Source organism: Streptomyces sp. NPDC034099, assembly GCF_055575415.1.
Genome location: NZ_JBVISR010000009.1, coordinates 129,328 through 145,157, shown reverse-complemented (window position 1 = coordinate 145,157; position 15,830 = coordinate 129,328). Strand labels below are relative to the sequence as shown.

20 protein-coding genes are annotated in these 15,830 nt (G+C 71.2%); 14 read left to right on the top strand and 6 right to left on the bottom strand.

What is annotated here, in order from left to right; all coding sequences use genetic code 11:
- The first annotated feature begins 69 nt into the window (after nt 1–69).
- From ACZ56V_RS25265 to ACZ56V_RS25255, 3 genes are all read left to right on the top strand, one after another.
- Nucleotides 70–414 carry a hypothetical protein gene (locus tag ACZ56V_RS25265; RefSeq protein WP_468945403.1) on the top strand — a complete coding sequence of 115 codons (345 nt, stop codon included), beginning with the start codon at nt 70–72 and terminating at the stop codon, nt 412–414.
- 80 nt (nt 415–494) lie between these two features.
- Nucleotides 495–1,601 (top strand): amidohydrolase family protein, encoded by a 1,107-nt coding sequence (locus ACZ56V_RS25260; RefSeq protein WP_356367117.1) that lies wholly within the window; start codon nt 495–497, stop codon nt 1,599–1,601.
- Nucleotides 1,602–1,640: 39 nt separating this feature from the next.
- Entirely contained in the window at nt 1,641–2,384 is a 744-nt protein-coding gene (locus ACZ56V_RS25255; protein WP_468945400.1) for a nucleotidyltransferase, read from the top strand.
- Here the strand turns inward: ACZ56V_RS25255 and ACZ56V_RS25250 are convergent.
- The 4 genes from ACZ56V_RS25250 to ACZ56V_RS25235 all read right to left on the bottom strand — a co-directional run bounded on the left by ACZ56V_RS25250 (nt 2,339) and on the right by ACZ56V_RS25235 (nt 5,983).
- A complete protein-coding gene (locus ACZ56V_RS25250) occupies nt 2,339–3,361 on the bottom strand; it encodes a heme A synthase (protein ID WP_398912555.1) in 1,023 nt (340 codons plus the stop codon). The two genes, ACZ56V_RS25255 and ACZ56V_RS25250, sit on opposite strands and share 46 nt — an antisense overlap.
- 54 nt (nt 3,362–3,415) lie before the next feature.
- Entirely contained in the window at nt 3,416–4,132 is a 717-nt protein-coding gene (locus ACZ56V_RS25245; protein WP_247701293.1) for an ABC transporter permease, read from the bottom strand.
- Nucleotides 4,133–4,194: 62 nt separating this feature from the next.
- Entirely contained in the window at nt 4,195–5,118 is a 924-nt protein-coding gene (locus ACZ56V_RS25240) for an ABC transporter ATP-binding protein (RefSeq protein ID WP_398912554.1), read from the bottom strand.
- A 76-nt stretch (nt 5,119–5,194) separates the two neighbouring features.
- Nucleotides 5,195–5,983 carry an AAC(3) family N-acetyltransferase gene (locus ACZ56V_RS25235; RefSeq protein WP_468945396.1) on the bottom strand — a complete coding sequence of 263 codons (789 nt, stop codon included), beginning with the start codon at nt 5,981–5,983 and terminating at the stop codon, nt 5,195–5,197.
- Between the two features lie 171 nt (nt 5,984–6,154).
- On the opposite strand from ACZ56V_RS25235, the gene ACZ56V_RS25230 reads away from it, so the two are divergent.
- The 11 genes from ACZ56V_RS25230 (at nt 6,155) to dapD (ending at nt 14,769) form a co-directional block, all read left to right on the top strand.
- Nucleotides 6,155–6,925, top strand: coding sequence for a helix-turn-helix transcriptional regulator (locus ACZ56V_RS25230; RefSeq protein ID WP_356367126.1), 771 nt, complete (start codon nt 6,155–6,157; stop codon nt 6,923–6,925).
- Complete coding sequence (gene sufB, locus ACZ56V_RS25225; RefSeq protein WP_003976894.1) at nt 6,922–8,343, top strand: Fe-S cluster assembly protein SufB; 1,422 nt, start codon at nt 6,922–6,924, stop codon at nt 8,341–8,343. The genes ACZ56V_RS25230 and sufB overlap by 4 nt, the downstream gene beginning before the upstream one ends.
- A 59-nt stretch (nt 8,344–8,402) precedes the next feature.
- Nucleotides 8,403–9,587 carry a Fe-S cluster assembly protein SufD gene (gene sufD, locus ACZ56V_RS25220; protein WP_398912552.1) on the top strand — a complete coding sequence of 395 codons (1,185 nt, stop codon included), beginning with the start codon at nt 8,403–8,405 and terminating at the stop codon, nt 9,585–9,587.
- Nucleotides 9,584–9,913, top strand: coding sequence for a non-heme iron oxygenase ferredoxin subunit (locus tag ACZ56V_RS25215; protein ID WP_271415279.1), 330 nt, complete (start codon nt 9,584–9,586; stop codon nt 9,911–9,913). Before sufD ends, ACZ56V_RS25215 begins: the two co-directional genes overlap by 4 nt.
- 7 nt (nt 9,914–9,920) lie before the next feature.
- Nucleotides 9,921–10,685: a Fe-S cluster assembly ATPase SufC gene (gene sufC, locus ACZ56V_RS25210; RefSeq protein ID WP_398912551.1), complete on the top strand. Its 765-nt coding sequence runs from the start codon at nt 9,921–9,923 to the stop codon at nt 10,683–10,685.
- On the top strand, nt 10,682–11,938 hold the full coding sequence (locus ACZ56V_RS25205) for a cysteine desulfurase (RefSeq protein WP_398912550.1): 1,257 nt from the start codon (nt 10,682–10,684) through the stop codon (nt 11,936–11,938). The genes sufC and ACZ56V_RS25205 overlap by 4 nt, the downstream gene beginning before the upstream one ends.
- A gap of 17 nt (nt 11,939–11,955) precedes the next feature.
- Nucleotides 11,956–12,426, top strand: coding sequence for a Fe-S cluster assembly sulfur transfer protein SufU (gene sufU, locus ACZ56V_RS25200; protein ID WP_104635528.1), 471 nt, complete (start codon nt 11,956–11,958; stop codon nt 12,424–12,426).
- Nucleotides 12,423–12,755, top strand: a complete 333-nt coding sequence (locus ACZ56V_RS25195; RefSeq protein ID WP_003976900.1) for a metal-sulfur cluster assembly factor — start codon at nt 12,423–12,425, stop codon at nt 12,753–12,755. The genes sufU and ACZ56V_RS25195 overlap by 4 nt, the downstream gene beginning before the upstream one ends.
- Before the next feature lie 101 nt (nt 12,756–12,856).
- Entirely contained in the window at nt 12,857–13,177 is a 321-nt protein-coding gene (locus ACZ56V_RS25190; protein WP_398912549.1) for a DMT family transporter, read from the top strand.
- The gene (locus ACZ56V_RS25185) at nt 13,177–13,770 is read left to right on the top strand and encodes a TetR/AcrR family transcriptional regulator (RefSeq protein WP_398912548.1); all 594 of its coding nucleotides are present in this window, start codon (nt 13,177–13,179) and stop codon (nt 13,768–13,770) included. Before ACZ56V_RS25190 ends, ACZ56V_RS25185 begins: the two co-directional genes overlap by 1 nt.
- 9 nt (nt 13,771–13,779) lie before the next feature.
- Nucleotides 13,780–14,769, top strand: a complete 990-nt coding sequence (dapD, locus tag ACZ56V_RS25180) for a 2,3,4,5-tetrahydropyridine-2,6-dicarboxylate N-succinyltransferase (RefSeq protein ID WP_398912547.1) — start codon at nt 13,780–13,782, stop codon at nt 14,767–14,769.
- A 49-nt stretch (nt 14,770–14,818) separates the two neighbouring features.
- Here the strand turns inward: dapD and ACZ56V_RS25175 are convergent, their stop codons facing one another.
- A complete protein-coding gene (locus ACZ56V_RS25175) occupies nt 14,819–15,523 on the bottom strand; it encodes a DNA alkylation repair protein (RefSeq protein ID WP_468945385.1) in 705 nt (234 codons plus the stop codon).
- Between the two features lie 56 nt (nt 15,524–15,579).
- The gene (locus ACZ56V_RS25170; protein WP_356367165.1) at nt 15,580–15,768 is read right to left on the bottom strand and encodes a hypothetical protein; all 189 of its coding nucleotides are present in this window, start codon (nt 15,766–15,768) and stop codon (nt 15,580–15,582) included.
- Nucleotides 15,769–15,830: the final 62 nt, after the last annotated feature.

The following is a 15,830-nucleotide window of genomic DNA, read 5'->3' as shown; positions in this document are numbered from 1 at the left end:
GGGGTGCGTGGTCAAGGCCACGCACCCCGCCCGTCGCCGTTTGATCTACCCGTCGGTAGCATCCTGGTCATGGCAGACACGCAGCAGGTTGAGACGAAGCCCGACCGCTGGGCCGAGCGCCGGGTGGCCCGCCTGGCCGGCCGGATCGAGGCGTTCTCCAAGGCACACGGCGGCGCCGAGGGCCAGGTGGCCTACCTCGGTGAGCGCGGCGCCCGGATCGTGCTCGTCGGCGCGGACGGCGCCTGGGGCGACCTGGTCGCGCGCTCCTACGAGAGCGCCCAGCAGGCCGTGGAGAGGTCCGGGATCACCGTCCACGAGGACTTCGACGGCGAGTTCGCGGCCAAGGTGAAAACCGGCCGCTACGAGTGGTCGCGCATGGCGGGCATCCAGGTGGGCGGCCCGAGCAACACCTGAGCCCGGGTTCACCCGTTAGGACCGTAGGAAGCCGCACGGCGCCCGAGCCGTCCGGCGCACGGTCCCCCACGGGAGCCCGGATGATCGAAACGCCGACCCTGGTGGACCAGTACTGCCACGGCGTCCTGAGAACGGAGCTGGGCCTCGGCACCTTCGAGGCCCAGCTGGCCCGCACCGAGGGTCCGCCCGCACCGGGCACCACCCTCTTCGACACCCAGACCGGCTTCGCGGTACGCCGCTGGTGCCCGCCCCTGCTCGGCCTGGAACCGCACTGCCCGCCCGCCCGCTACCTGGCCCGGCGCCGTGAACTGGGCGTCATGGAGGCCGACCGCCGGCTGCTGCGCGGCAGCGGCATCACCACCTACCTGGTCGACGCGGGACTGCCCGGAGACCTCACCGGGCCCACCGAGATGGCCTCCGCCGCGGACGCGGACACCCGCGAGATCGTGCGCCTGGAACTCCTCGCCGAACAGGTCGCCGACACCTCCGGCACCGTCGAGTCCTTCCTCGCCAACCTCGCCGAGGCCGTGCACGGCGCCGCCGTGAACGCGGTCGCCTTCACCTCCGTCGCGGGGGTACGGCACGGTCTGGCGCTGGCCCCGGAGCCGCCCGGCGCGGGCGAGGTGCGCGGGGCCGCCGCCCGCTGGCTGACCGGGCGCGAGGTCGGCGGGGAGCTGAGCGACCCGGTGCTGCTGCGCCACCTGCTGTGGATCGCCGTCGCCTCGGGCCTGCCGCTCCAGCTGCACGCGGGCCTCGGCGAGCCGGGCCTGCGCATCGACCGCACCGACCCGGTCCTGCTCACCGACTTCGTACGGGCCACCGCCGGACTCGGCACCGACCTGGTCCTGCTGCACGGCTACCCCTACCACCGCCACGCCGCCCATCTGGCCGGCGTCTTCCCGCACGTCTACGCCGACTCCGGTGCCGCCCTGGTGCGCACCGGCGCCCGCGCGGCGACGGTCCTCGCGGAGATTCTGGAGCTGGCCCCGTTCGGCAAGATCCTGTTCTCCAGCGGCGCCCAGGGCCTGCCGGAGCTGCACGTGGTCGCCGCCCGGCTCTTCCGCGAGGCCCTCGGCCGGGTGCTGGGCACCTGGGTGGCCGAGGGGGCGTGGTCGCTCGGGGACGCGCAACGGGTCGCGGGGATGATCGCCTCGGGGAACGCCGGGCGGGTGTACCGGCTGGAGTGACGGGTGTACACGTCGGAGTGTGTCGTCGAGACTGGCCGCATGCCGACCGACGCCTTGCTCGACCGCTTCCTCACCGGCCTCACGCCCCTCGAACCCGTCGCCGTCTGGGCGCACGGTTCGCTGGGCGCGGGGGACTACCAGGAGGGCCGCAGCGACCTGGACCTGATCGCGGTCCTGCCCCGGCCGGCCACGGCCCGCACGGCCTGGCGGCTCGGGCTGCTCCACGCCCGGCTGCGCGCCGAACCCCTGGCCGGACTGCTGCACTGCACGTACCTGTCGCCGGACACGGTCGCCGACCCCGACCAGCGGCATCTGACCTGGGCCCACCAGCAGCTCTTCAAACGAACGGTCACCCCGGTCACCCGGCGTGAACTCCACAGCTTCGGCCGCGTCCTGCACGGCGAGTCGCCGGAGCAGCTGCTGCCGCCGGTGGCGGACCCGGAACTGGCCGGGTTCGTCGTCCGCGACCAGCGGGACTTCTGGCGGCCGCACGTGCGCAGGCCGGAGCTGTGGCGGCAGGACGTCTGGGTCGACCTGGGCCTGATCACCTTCGCCCGGGCCACCGTCACGCTGCGCGAGGGCCGCCTGATCACCAAGAGGGAGGCCCTGGAGGAACTGCCCGCGCTCGGCGCGCCCGGCGAGGTCGTCGAAGACGTCGCCGAGCGGCGGTACGGGGACGGCACGCGGCCCGCGGCCACGGCGGAGTGGACCGCCCGCCGCGCCGAGCTGACCCGGAGCTACCTGGGGCCGGCCATCGACACGCTGGTGGCGTCGTACTCCTGAGCGGGCAGCCCGGGCACCGTCTCCCCGGGCCGCTCGCGCAGCGCCAGCAGCACCCGCAGCACCGCGATCCACACCAGGCACGAACCGAACATGTGCAGGCCGACCAGGACCTCGGGCAGGTCGGTGAAGTACTGGACGTACCCGATGACCCCCTGGGCGAGCAGCACCAGGAACAGGTCGCGGGTGCGGGCCAGCGGACCCTTGGGCGCGTCGACCGCCTTCAGCACGAACCACAGGGCGAACGTCAGCGTCACCACGATCCACGCCAGGACGGCGTGCGCCTTGCTGATGGTCTCCCAGTCGACCGGCATCCGCGGCACGTCGCTGGAGTCGCCCGCGTGCGGGCCCGCGCCGGTGACCACGGTGCCGACCAGGATCAGCAGCGCGGAGACGACGACCATCACCCACACCAGCTGCTGCACGGACTTGCCGACCAGCGGGCGCGGTGCCGTGTCGCCCTCCCGGGTGCGCTGCCACATCACCGTGGCCAGGGCGAGGAGCGCGGTCGTGGCCACGAAGTGGGCCGCGACCGTGTACGGGTTGAGGCCGACGAGCACGACGATGCCACCGAGCACCGCGTTGCTCATCACCACCCAGAACTGCGCCCACCCCAGCAGGGTGAGGCTGCGCCGGTACGGCTTCTGCGAGCGTGCGGCGATGATCGCCCAGCCGACCGCGGCGCACAGCACATAGGTCAGCATGCGGTTGCCGAACTCGATGACGCCGTGGAAGCCCATCTCGCTCGTGGTGGTGAGCGAGTCGTCGGTGCACTTGGGCCAGGTCGGGCAGCCGAGACCGGAGCCGGTGAGCCGGACGGCGCCGCCGGTGACGACGATGACCACGGACATCACGAGAGGCGCGAGGGCCGCCCGCTGGACCGTCCGGGGGGCCGGGGTCCAGCGCGCGGCGATGAAGGCGAGCGGATTGCGCACGGCGGCTGCGACGTCGGCGCGGGTCACGTTTGGCACGCCGTCCATCGTAGGGGCCCGCTTGTGCACGCTTTCACGAGGGTCGGTCTCCGGCATGTGTCCCTACTCCCAGCGGAAGAACTTCCCGGCGGCCGCCAGCCCCACGACCGCCCACACGGCGAGGACGCCCAGGTCGCCCCAGGGCATCGAGGCCCCGTGTTGGAGGACGTCCCGCAGTCCGTCCGACAGGGCGGAGATCGGCAGCAGCCCCAGCACGTCCTGCGCCGCGTCCGGGAACTTGTCCAGCGGCACGATCACTCCGCCGCCCACCAGGAGCAGCAGGAAGACCAGGTTGGCGGCGGCCAGCGTGGCCTCGGCCTTGAGCGTGCCCGCCATCAGCAGCCCGAGCCCGGAGAAGGCGGCGGTGCCGAGGACCAGGAGCAGCAGCACGGCCGCCGGGTTGCCGTGCGGCGACCAGCCCAGCGCGAAGGCGATCACCGTCAGCAGCACGATCTGGAGCACCTCGGTGACCAGGACCGAGGCCGTCTTCGCGGTCATCAGGGCCCAGCGCGGCAGGGGCGACGCCGCCAGCCGCTTCAGCACCCCGTACCTGCGCTCGAAACCGGTGGCGATGGCCTGTCCCGTGAACGCCGTCGACATCACCGCCAGCGCGAGGATGCCGGGGGCGAGGAAGTCGACCGCCTCCCCGGCTCCGGTGTCGATGATGTCCACGGAGCTGAACAGGACGAGCAGCAGCGTCGGGATGATCACCGTCAGCAGCAGCTGCTCGCCGTTGCGCAGCAGCATCTTCGTCTCGAGCACGGCCTGCGCCGCGATCATCCGCCCGAGCGGCGCGGCGCCGGGCCTGGGCGCGTACGTCCCCGTGGTCCCTGTCGTGGTGGTCACCCGCGCAGCTCCTTGCCGGTCAGCTCAAGAAAGACGTCCTCCAGAGTGTGCCGCTCCACCGAGATGCGGTCCGGCATCACCCCGTGCTGGGCGCACCAGGAGGTCACCGTCGCGAGCAGCTGCGGGTCGACCTCGCCGCTCACCCGGTAGGAGCCCGGGGTCAGCTCGGCGGCCGCGGAGTCCGGGGGGAGCGCCTTGAGCAGGGACGCGACGTCCAGTCCCGGGCGGCCCGTGAAGCGCAGGGTGTTCTCGGCGCCGCCGCGGCACAGCTGCTCCGGGGAGCCCTGGGCGACGACCCGGCCGGTGTCGACGATGGCCACGTCGTCGGCCAGCTGCTCGGCCTCGTCCATGTGGTGCGTGGTGAGGATCACCGAGACCCCGTCGGCGCGCAGGTCCCGCACGAGGTCCCAGGTGGCGCGGCGGGCCTGCGGGTCGAGACCGGCGGTCGGCTCGTCCAGGAACACCAGCTCCGGGCGCCCGACCACGGCCATCGCGAGGGCGAGCCGCTGCTGCTGCCCGCCCGAGAGCCTGCGGTACGTGGTGCGGCCGCACGAACCCAGACCGAGCCGCTCGATCAGCGCGTCGACGTCCAGCGGATGCGCGTGCAGTTTGGCCACGTGGCGCAGCATCTCGTCGGCGCGGGCGCCGGAGTAGACGCCGCCGGACTGGAGCATGACGCCGATCCGGGGGCGCAGCTCGGAGCCCTGTCCCACCGGGTCGAGGCCCAGCACGCGCACCGTGCCGGAGTCCGGCCTCCGGTACCCCTCGCAGGTCTCGACCGTGGTCGTCTTGCCCGCCCCGTTGGGGCCGAGCACGGCGGTGACGCCCGGGCGGGCCACCAGGTCGAGGCCGTTCACCGCGGTCTTCGTGCCGTACCGCTTCACCAGGGCCTGGACCTGGACCACGGGCTCACTTCGCATGGGTCACGAGTCTAGGTAGGCGGACGACCGGTCGGGCGCGGGGGTGTGGAAAACCTCCTGGAACCCGGGACGGGACTCACTCGCGGGGGCGGTGCACGGGCAGCCAACGCTCGGCGTAGGCGACCGCGTCCGGCAGCGGGAACAGGCGTACGTCGGCCGCGCCGACCCTGCCGCGCACGACGGACCGGTCCCGTTCGAAGTCGTGGCCCAGTTCGTCGAAGCGCTCCGAGGTGATCGACACCTCGGTCACCCGCTCCCAGCCCACCGGCCCCGGGCGCCCCACCTCCACCAGCGGGGCGGGGATCCGGTACTCGGCGAGGTGGAAGGCGGTGCACGAGTCGTAGCCCGCGCCGAGCAGCAGGACCCGGGCGCCCAGCCGTTCCAGCGTGGCCAGCGGGCTGCGCTCGCCCAGCCGGCAGTCCCGCGCGTGGCCCGCGACCACCTTGTCGGCGCGGGCGCCGAGGGCCGCGAAGGACGTCTGCGGATGGGCGCTGCGCCGGGCGCCCGGCCAGGTGCGCACCGTCTCCGGGACCACCCCGACACCGCGCGAGGGGGAGATCAGCGGGTCGTAGGCGGGCGTCGCCGCCCGGACGGTCTCCCACCACTCCTCGGGCACCGGCGGGCTGGTCCACAGGGCCGGGTCCGAGAGGTCGCCGGTCTGGGTCGGGACCACCAGGGTGCCGCTCGGACCGAGCACGTCCAGCAGCGCCTGGACGACCGCGACGGGACCTCCGCAGACCCAGCCGAGGGCGCTGAGGGAGGAGTGCACCAGGAGGGTGTCGCCGGTCCGCACGCCCAGTTCGCGCAGCCCGCCGGCGATGGTGCCGCGGGTGACGAGTGGGCCGGTCGGAGGGGGTGTGGGCATGCGGGGGAGTGTTCCGGAAGACACTCGCGGACGCCAGTGGATTGGCCCGCCGCTGATCGATCAAAGATCGTTTCCGCAGGTCACCTTAGGTATGCCTAAGTGACGCAGGGCACCGTTCGATGATCCGGACGCGGCTTGCCCACCCCGGAGGAATTACGCAACAATGGCGTTGTGAAAAACGTCGGCGAGGCTCCGCAGGAGGAACTCGCGACCGGTGAGCGGTCCACCCGCAACCGTGTCGCGCGCTCCATCCTGGACCACGGGCCGTCCACCGTCGCCGAGCTCGCCGGGCGCCTGGGCCTGACCCAGGCCGCCGTCCGGCGCCACCTCGACGCCCTGGTCGCCGACGACGTGGTGGAGGCCCGCGAGCAGCGGGTCTACGGCACGCGCACGCGCGGGCGGCCCGCCAAGGTCTTCGCGCTCACCGACTGCGGCCGGGACGCCTTCGACCAGTCGTACGACAAGCTGGCCGCCGACGCCCTGCGCTGGATCGCCGAGCAGGAGGGCGGGGAGCAGGCGATCGCCGCCTTCGCCCGCGCCCGGATCGCCGCCCAGTCGGGCGCGTACCGCGCGGCCGTCGAGTCCGTTCCCGCCGAGCAGCGCACCGAAGCGCTGGCCAAGGCCCTGAGCACGGACGGGTACGCTGCTACCGCGCGGAGCGCACCCCACCCCCAGCAGGGCGAGCAGCTGTGCCAGCACCACTGCCCGGTCGCCCACGTCGCGGAGCAGTTCCCGCAGCTGTGCGAGGCGGAGACGGAATTTTTCGCCGAGCTGCTCGGTACGCATGTACAGCGTCTCGCGACCATCGCCCACGGCGACGGGGTGTGCACCACGTTCATTCCGAAGACTTCGAAGCCCCCCGAGATGTCCGAGACGGCTTCCGAGACGATTTCCACGACCCACAACGCATCCGCAAGCACGGCCGGGAGGAACCCCGCATGACTCTCCCCACGGAGACTGCTCACCCTGAGCTCGAGGGCCTGGGCAAGTACGAATACGGCTGGGCCGACTCCGACACGGCCGGCGCCTCTGCCAAGCGCGGCATCAACGAGGACGTCGTCCGCGACATCTCCGCGAAGAAGAACGAGCCGGAGTGGATGACCAAGCTCCGTCTCAAGGGCCTGCGCCTCTTCGAGAAGAAGCCCATGCCGAACTGGGGCTCGGACCTGTCGGGGATCGACTTCGACAACATCAAGTACTTCGTGCGCTCCACGGAGAAGCAGGCGGAGTCCTGGGAGGACCTGCCCGAGGACATCAAGAACACGTACGACAAGCTCGGCATCCCCGAGGCGGAGAAGCAGCGCCTCGTCGCCGGTGTCGCCGCGCAGTACGAGTCGGAGGTCGTCTACCACCAGATCCGCGAGGACCTGGAGGAGCAGGGCGTCATCTTCCTGGACACCGACACGGCCCTGAAGGAGCACCCGGAGCTCTTCAAGGAGTACTTCGGCACCGTCATCCCCGTCGGTGACAACAAGTTCGCCTCGCTGAACAGCGCCGTGTGGTCCGGCGGCTCCTTCATCTACGTCCCGAAGGGCGTGCACGTCGAGATCCCGCTCCAGGCCTACTTCCGCATCAACACGGAGAACATGGGCCAGTTCGAGCGGACCCTGATCATCGTCGACGAGGGTGCCTACGTGCACTACGTCGAGGGCTGCACCGCGCCGATCTACAAGTCGGACTCGCTGCACTCCGCCGTGGTCGAGATCATCGTCAAGAAGAACGCCCGCTGCCGCTACACGACCATCCAGAACTGGTCGAACAACGTCTACAACCTGGTCACCAAGCGCGCTGTGGCGTACGAGGGCGCGACCATGGAGTGGATCGACGGCAACATCGGCTCCAAGGTGACGATGAAGTACCCGGCCGTCTACCTGATGGGCGAGCACGCCAAGGGCGAGACCCTGTCCATCGCCTTCGCGGGCGAGGGCCAGCACCAGGACGCCGGCTCCAAGATGGTCCACATGGCGCCGAACACCTCCTCCAACATCGTGTCGAAGTCCGTGGCGCGGGGCGGCGGCCGCACCTCCTACCGCGGCCTCGTCGAGATCGGCGAGGGCGCCCACGGCTCCAAGTCGAACGTGCTGTGCGACGCGCTGCTCGTCGACACCATCTCCCGCTCCGACACGTACCCCTACGTGGACGTCCGCGAGGACGACGTGTCCATGGGCCACGAGGCGACCGTCTCCAAGGTCTCCGAGGACCAGCTCTTCTACCTGATGAGCCGCGGTCTGAGCGAGTTCGAGGCGATGGCGATGATCGTGCGCGGCTTCGTCGAGCCGATCGCCAAGGAGCTGCCCATGGAGTACGCACTCGAGCTCAACCGGCTGATCGAGCTGCAGATGGAGGGCGCGGTCGGCTGACCCCCGCCCCACCGCAGTCACCAGATCCAGGAACGTAGGAAGAGAGCAGACCGACAGCCATGGCTGAGGCTCAGAACATCCCCGTGGGGTCCACCACCGCGGGCCAGATCGCGGTGGCCGCCGAGTCGACCGTCGCCACGCGCATGAGCGCACCCGCGTCCTTCGACGTGGCGGACTTCCCGGTCCCCCACGGCCGCGAGGAGGAATGGCGGTTCACCCCGCTGGAGCGGCTGCGCGGGCTGCACGACGGCACCGCCGTCGCCACCGGTGACGGCGTGAAGGTCGACATCGACGCGCCCGAGGGCGTCGTCGTCGAGACCGTCGGCCGCGACGACGCGCGCATCGGCCGGGCCGGCACCCCCGTGGACCGGGTCGCCGCCCAGGCCTACTCGGCGTTCGAGAAGGCCGGCGTGATCACCGTCCCCAAGGAGACGGTCCTCACCGAGCCGATCCGCATCGTCGTGCACGGCGAGGGCGGCACCGCCTACGGCCACCAGGTCGTCGAGCTGGGCGCCTTCGCCGAGGCCGTGGTCGTCATCGACCACTCCGGCGACGCCGTGCTCGCCGCCAACGTCGACTACGTCCTGGGCGACGGCGCCAAGCTGACCGTCGTCTCCGTCCAGGACTGGGACGACAAGGCCGTGCACGTCGGCCAGCACAACGCGCTGATCGGCCGCGACGCCACCTTCAAGTCCTTCGTGGTCACCTTCGGCGGCGACCTGGTCCGCCTGCACCCGCGCGTGGCCTACGCGGGACCCGGCGGCGAGGCCGAGCTGTTCGGCCTGTACTTCACCGACGCCGGCCAGCACCAGGAGCACCGCCTCCTGGTCGACCACAACGTCCCGCACTGCAAGTCGAACGTCGTCTACAAGGGCGCGCTCCAGGGCGACGACGCGCACGCCGTCTGGATCGGCGACGTGCTCATCGAGGCCGCGGCCGAGGGGACCGACACCTACGAGATGAACCGCAACCTCGTCCTCACCGACGGCGCGCGGGTCGACTCGGTGCCGAACCTGGAGATCGAGACCGGCGAGATCGTCGGCGCCGGCCACGCCTCCGCGACCGGCCGCTTCGACGACGAGCAGCTCTTCTACCTGATGGCGCGCGGCATCCCCGAGCTCGACGCCCGCCGCCTGGTGGTCCGCGGCTTCTTCGCCGAGCTGGTCCAGCAGATCGGCGTCGCCGACATCGAGGAACGCCTCCTCGCCAAGATCGAGAAGGAGCTGGAGGCGTCGGTCGCATGACCTTCGTACGCGTCTGTGGAGCGGACGAGCTGGAGGAGGACACCCCGAAGCGGGTGGAACTCGACGGCACGCCGATCTCCGTCGTGCGGACCGAGGGCGAGGTCTTCGCGATCAACGACATCTGCTCGCACGCGAACGTCTCCCTCGCCGAGGGGGAGGTCGACGACTGCCACATCGAGTGCTGGCTGCACGGCTCGCGCTTCGACCTCCGCTCCGGCAAGCCCGACAGCCTTCCGGCGACGCGCCCCGTCCCCGTATACCCCGTAAAGATCGAAGGGGGCAGCGTCCTCGTTGACGTACGCGCCTCCCTCACCCAGGAGTCCTGAGGCACCCATGGCAACGCTTGAAATCCGAGACCTGCACGTCACCGTCGAGGCCGACAACGCCACGAAGGAGATCCTCAAGGGCGTCGACCTCACCGTGAAGCAGGGCGAGACGCACGCCATCATGGGCCCGAACGGCTCCGGCAAGTCGACCCTCGCCTACTCGCTGGCGGGTCACCCCAAGTACACGATCACCAGCGGCTCCGTCACCCTCGACGGCGAGGACGTCCTGGAGATGTCCGTCGACGAGCGCGCCCGCGCCGGCCTCTTCCTCGCCATGCAGTACCCGGTCGAGGTCCCCGGCGTCTCCGTCTCCAACTTCCTGCGCACCTCCGCCACCGCCGTCCGCGGCGAGGCCCCCAAGCTGCGGCACTGGGTCAAGGAGGTCAAGGAGGCCATGGAGCGCCTCAACATGGACCCCGCCTTCGCCGAGCGCAACGTCAACGAGGGCTTCTCCGGCGGTGAGAAGAAGCGCCACGAGATCCTCCAGCTGGAGCTGCTCAAGCCGAAGGTCGCGATCCTCGACGAGACCGACTCCGGCCTGGACGTCGACGCCCTGCGCGTCGTCTCCGAGGGCGTCAACCGGGTCCGCGAGTCAGGCGAGGTCGGCACGCTGCTGATCACGCACTACACGCGCATTCTGCGCTACATCAAGCCCGACCACGTCCACGTCTTCGCCAACGGCCGCATCGCCGAGTCCGGCGGCGCCGAGCTGGCCGACAAGCTCGAGGCCGAGGGCTACGAGGCATACACGAAGGGTGGCGCATCCGAGTGACACAGCTGCCGGGCCTCCTCGACACCGAGGCGATCCGCAAGGACTTCCCCATCCTGGACCGCCAGGTCCACGACGGGCAGAAGCTCGTGTACCTGGACAACGCGGCGACCAGCCAGAAGCCGCGGCAGGTGCTGGACGCGCTCAGCGAGTACTACGAGCGCTACAACGCCAACGTCCACCGCGGCGTGCACGTCCTCGCCGAGGAGGCCACGGCGCTGTACGAGGGCGCGCGTGACAAGGTCGCGGAGTTCATCAACGCGCCCTCGCGCGACGAGGTGATCTTCACCAAGAACGCCTCGGAGTCCCTCAACCTGGTCGCCAACATGCTGGGCTGGGCCGACGAGCCCTACCGCGTGGATCACGAGACCGAGATCGTCATCACGGAGATGGAGCACCACTCCAACATCGTGCCGTGGCAGCTGCTCGCGCAGCGCACCGGCGCGAAGCTCCGCTGGTTCGGTCTCACGGACGACGGCCGCCTGGACCTGTCCAACATCGACGAGGTCATCACCGAGAAGACGAAGATCGTCTCCTTCGTGCTGGTCTCCAACATCCTGGGCACCCAGAACCCGGTCGAGGCGATCGTGCGCCGCGCCCAGGAGGTCGGCGCGCTGGTGTGCGTCGACGCCTCCCAGGCCGCGCCGCACATGCCGCTGGACGTACAGGCCCTCCAGGCCGACTTCGTGGCCTTCACCGGCCACAAGATGTGCGGCCCGACCGGCATCGGCGTCCTGTGGGGCCGCCAGGAGCTGCTGGAGGACCTCCCGCCGTTCCTCGGCGGCGGCGAGATGATCGAGACCGTCTCGATGCACTCCTCCACCTACGCCCCGGCACCGCACAAGTTCGAGGCGGGCACGCCGCCGGTCGCGCAGGCGGTCGGCCTCGGCGCGGCGATCGACTACCTCAACGCGATCGGCATGGACAAGGTCCTCGCCCACGAGCACGCGCTGACCGAGTACGCGGTCAAGCGGCTGCTGGAGGTCCCGGACCTGCGCATCATCGGCCCCACCACGGCCGAGGAGCGCGGTGCGGCGATCTCCTTCACGCTGGGGGACATCCACCCGCACGACGTGGGCCAGGTCCTCGACGAGCAGGGCATCGCGGTCCGGGTCGGCCACCACTGCGCCCGTCCCGTCTGCCTGCGCTACGGAATTCCTGCGACCACGCGAGCGTCGTTCTATCTGTACTCCACGCCGGCCGAGATCGACGCGCTGGTCGACGGCCTGGAGCACGTACGGAACTTCTTCGGCTGACGGGACGAGCGAAGAGCATGAAGCTGGACTCCATGTACCAGGAAGTCATCCTGGACCACTACAAGAACCCGCACGGGCGGGGCTTGCGGGATGGCGACGCCGAGGTCCACCACGTCAACCCCACCTGCGGGGACGAGATCACGCTCCGCGTGAAGTACGACGGCACGACGATCAGCGACGTCAGCTACGAGGGCCAGGGCTGCTCCATCAGCCAGGCGAGCGCCTCCGTGCTGAACGACCTGCTGGTCGGCAAGGACCTCGCCCAGGCGCAGCGCATCCAGGAGACCTTCCTGGAGCTGATGCAGTCCAAGGGCAGGGTCGAGCCGGACGACGCCATGGAGGAGGTCCTGGAGGACGCGGTCGCGTTCGCCGGGGTCTCGAAGTACCCGGCCCGGGTCAAGTGCGCCCTGCTGAGCTGGATGGCCTGGAAGGACGCGACGGCCAAGGCGCTGGACGGCGCCGACGCCGAGAAGGAGACGACGGCATGAGCGAGACCCTGGAGATGAAGCCGGCCTCGGAGGAGGAACTCCGCGAGGCCCTGATGGACGTCGTGGACCCCGAGCTGGGCATCGACGTCGTCAACCTCGGCCTGATCTACGGCATCCACGTCGACGACGCGAACATCGCCACCGTCGACATGACCCTGACGTCGGCGGCCTGTCCGCTGACCGACGTGATCGAGGACCAGGCCAAGTCCGCCACGGACGGCCTGGTCAGCGAGCTGCGCATCAACTGGGTCTGGATGCCGCCGTGGGGCCCCGACAAGATCACGGACGACGGCCGCGAGCAGCTGCGCGCGCTCGGGTTCAACGTCTGAGCCACCCCGGCACGACGGCTGTGGAGAACGGCGACACCTTCGGGTGCCGCCGTTCTCGCGTTCCGCCCCGCCCGCGTCCCTCGTTATGTACGCTCGTACACATGGGATATCTGCTCCTGGCCGGAGCCATCGCCGCCGAGGTCGCCGGCACCACCGCCATGAAGTACAGCGAGGGGTTCAGCAGGCTGGTGCCGTCCCTGGTGACGGCCCTCGCGTACGTCCTCTCCTTCGCGCTCCTCGCCCAGACCCTGAAGCTCCTCGCCGTCGGCACGGCGTACGCCATCTGGGCCGGGGTGGGCACGGCCGCCATCGCCGCCATCGGGGTCGCCTTCATGGGCGAGGGGATGACCCCCACCAAGGCCGCCGGCATCGCGCTGATCATCATCGGCGTCGTCGTCCTCAACCTGGGCGGGGCGCACTGATGCCCCGCCGCCACGATCCGGAGCGCCGCCAGCGCCTCATCGACGCCGCGATCCGGGTCGTCGGACAGAAGGGCATCGCCGGGCTCAGCCACCGCAGCGTCGCCGCCGAGGCGGACGTGCCGCTCGGCTCCACGACGTACCACTTCGCGACCCTGGACGACCTCATGGTCGCCGCCCTGCGCCAGGCCAACGAGGGCTTCGCCAAGGTCGTCGCCGCCCACCCCGCCCTGTCCGACCCCGCGGCCGACCTGCCCGGCGGACTCGCCCGCGTCCTCGGCGCATGGCTGGGCGGCGACCGCACCGGCGTGGAGCTGGAGTACGAGCTGTACCTCGCCGCCCTGCGCCGCCCCGCCCTGCGCCCGGTCGCCGCCGAGTGGGCCGAGGGCGTGGGCGCCCTGCTCGCCGCCCGCACCGACCCCACCACGGCCCGCGCCCTGGTCGCCGTAATGGACGGCATCTGCCTCCAGGTGCTGCTGACGGACACGCCGTACGACGAGGAGTACGCCCGGGAGGTGCTGGCCCGGCTGGTCCCCGCGCCCGGCACCCGAGACGGCCGCGGTCCCGGCTCGCTTCCACCGGCGACGGCCGGTTAGGTTGCCCTCATGACCGACACGACTGCTCCCCGCACCACCGGCGCCGTGGCCGCCGGCCTCGCCACGATCGCCGCCGACGGCACCGTCCTCGACACCTGGTTCCCGGCCCCCGAACTGTCCGACGAGCCCGGTCCCTCCGGCACCGAGCGCCTCACCGCCGAACAGGCCGCCGAACTCCTGGGCGGCGGCGCCACCGCCGCGGTCGGTCCGGACGCCCGCCGCGGCGTCGAGGTGGTCGCGGTCCGCACGGTCATCTCCTCGCTGGACGCGAAGCCGGTCGACACGCACGACGTCTACCTGCGCCTGCACCTGCTCTCCCACCGCCTGGTCAAGCCGCACGGCCTGAGCCTGGAGGGCCAGTTCGCCTTCCTCGCCAACGTCGCCTGGACCTCGCTCGGCCCGGTCGCCGTCGACGACATCGAGAAGGTCCGCCTCAACGCCCGCGCCGAGGGCCTGCACCTCCAGGTCACCTCGATCGACAAGTTCCCCCGCATGACGGACTACGTCGCCCCCAAGGGCGTCCGCATCGCCGACGCCGACCGGGTCCGGCTCGGCGCGCACCTCTCCGCGGGCACCACGGTCATGCACGAGGGCTTCGTCAACTTCAACGCCGGCACGCTGGGCACCTCGATGGTCGAGGGCCGCATCTCCGCGGGCGTCGTCGTCGGCGACGGCTCCGACATCGGCGGCGGCGCCTCCACCATGGGCACCCTCTCCGGCGGCGGCAACGTCCGCATCACCATCGGCGAGCGCTGCCTGGTCGGCGCCGAGGCGGGCGTCGGCATCGCGCTGGGCGACGAGTGCGTGGTCGAGGCCGGCCTCTACGTCACCGCGGGCACCCGCGTCACGATGCCCGACGGCCAGATCGTCAAGGCCCGCGAACTCTCCGGCGCCTCGAACATCCTCTTCCGCCGCAACTCGGTCACGGGCACGGTCGAGGCCCGCCCGAACAACGCGGTGTGGGGCGGCCTGAACGAGATCCTGCACAGCCACAACTGAGCCGACGTCAGTTCGCCGAGCGCCCTGTCCGCCCTCGCGGGGAGGGCGCTCAGGTGTTCGCGGGGGTGGTCTGCTCCTGTTGGCGGCGCACGGTCTCCGTGATCCAGACGGGGGCGTAGGGGGAGGTGCAGCCCGGGGGAGTGGGGTAGTCCTTCAGGACTCCGAGGCGCTCGCCGATGGCGAGGGCGCGGGGGCGGTGTTCGGGGTGGTCGATGCCGATCCGGGCCAGGCAGTGGTTCATCGCCCACTGCAGGCGGTCCGGGGCGTCCTTCATCTCCGACTCGACGGTGTCCAGCAGAGCCGTGAGGTCGAGACCGGCGGGCTTCCTCGTCACGCGTTCGGTGGTCAGTGCCCAGCCGGCGCTCGCGACCACCGCGTCCGGGGCGGCGGTCCAGGCCACGCGCAGTTCCTCGGCGTGCGGATTCTTCTTCACCACGTAGTTCACGAGCCAGTCGTGCACCTTGGGGGTGCGGGCCTGGCGCAGCATGGTGTCGAGTTCCTCGCGGTCGTAGGACTTCGGGCGGCAGATCAGGAGGCTCAGCAGGCGTGCGGCGGTGTCGTCCGTGGCCCAGAGCCGGCGCGCGAGTTCCGGCTGGGTCTTCAGGCGCTTCGCGAGCGCGCGCAGCTTGGTGAGGTTCACACCGTGGTCGTCGCCGTGCTTCTCGTTCACGGCCCGGATGCGCGGGTCCTCGAGCCCGGCCAGCTCGGCCAGCACCTCGGCCACCGTCGGTTCGGTCGGCGTCTTCTCCGGCACCTCGGTCGCCTCCTGTCGCCCCTGGCGGTCATCCGCGGGGACTCAGCCTACGGCGCTCAGCGTTTCAGGGCCCGGTAGCGCTTCAGCAGCGCGGTGACCCGGGCCTGGTCGGCCGCTCCGTTCAGCTCGGTCAGGAGGTCGTCGGGGCACAGCTCGTAGTGGTCGCCCCACCAGCGGCGGCCCTTGCTGTCCCATATGCGGTATCCGCCCGGCACGCCCCGGGCCACGTAGCGCCTTCTGCTCATCGCGGGCGACCGTAACCCGCACGTACGGATGACTGCCCGTGACTTACCGGTGGTCTTGGCGG

Bases quoted from the DNA above. Each gene is read 5' to 3' on its own strand.
- ACZ56V_RS25265 (WP_468945403.1), top strand. From the start codon at position 70: ATGGCAGACACGCAGCAGGTTGAGACGAAGCCCGACCGCTGGGCCGAG.
- ACZ56V_RS25260 (WP_356367117.1), top strand. From the start codon at position 495: ATGATCGAAACGCCGACCCTGGTGGACCAGTACTGCCACGGCGTCCTG.
- ACZ56V_RS25255 (WP_468945400.1), top strand. From the start codon at position 1,641: ATGCCGACCGACGCCTTGCTCGACCGCTTCCTCACCGGCCTCACGCCC.
- ACZ56V_RS25250 (WP_398912555.1), bottom strand. From the start codon at position 3,361: ATGGACGGCGTGCCAAACGTGACCCGCGCCGACGTCGCAGCCGCCGTG.
- ACZ56V_RS25245 (WP_247701293.1), bottom strand. From the start codon at position 4,132: ATGATCGCGGCGCAGGCCGTGCTCGAGACGAAGATGCTGCTGCGCAAC.
- ACZ56V_RS25240 (WP_398912554.1), bottom strand. From the start codon at position 5,118: ATGCGAAGTGAGCCCGTGGTCCAGGTCCAGGCCCTGGTGAAGCGGTAC.
- ACZ56V_RS25235 (WP_468945396.1), bottom strand. From the start codon at position 5,983: ATGCCCACACCCCCTCCGACCGGCCCACTCGTCACCCGCGGCACCATC.
- sufB (WP_003976894.1), top strand. From the start codon at position 6,922: ATGACTCTCCCCACGGAGACTGCTCACCCTGAGCTCGAGGGCCTGGGC.
- sufD (WP_398912552.1), top strand. From the start codon at position 8,403: ATGGCTGAGGCTCAGAACATCCCCGTGGGGTCCACCACCGCGGGCCAG.
- ACZ56V_RS25215 (WP_271415279.1), top strand. From the start codon at position 9,584: ATGACCTTCGTACGCGTCTGTGGAGCGGACGAGCTGGAGGAGGACACC.
- sufC (WP_398912551.1), top strand. From the start codon at position 9,921: ATGGCAACGCTTGAAATCCGAGACCTGCACGTCACCGTCGAGGCCGAC.
- sufU (WP_104635528.1), top strand. From the start codon at position 11,956: ATGAAGCTGGACTCCATGTACCAGGAAGTCATCCTGGACCACTACAAG.
- ACZ56V_RS25195 (WP_003976900.1), top strand. From the start codon at position 12,423: ATGAGCGAGACCCTGGAGATGAAGCCGGCCTCGGAGGAGGAACTCCGC.
- ACZ56V_RS25190 (WP_398912549.1), top strand. From the start codon at position 12,857: ATGGGATATCTGCTCCTGGCCGGAGCCATCGCCGCCGAGGTCGCCGGC.
- ACZ56V_RS25185 (WP_398912548.1), top strand. From the start codon at position 13,177: ATGCCCCGCCGCCACGATCCGGAGCGCCGCCAGCGCCTCATCGACGCC.
- dapD (WP_398912547.1), top strand. From the start codon at position 13,780: ATGACCGACACGACTGCTCCCCGCACCACCGGCGCCGTGGCCGCCGGC.
- ACZ56V_RS25170 (WP_356367165.1), bottom strand. From the start codon at position 15,768: ATGAGCAGAAGGCGCTACGTGGCCCGGGGCGTGCCGGGCGGATACCGC.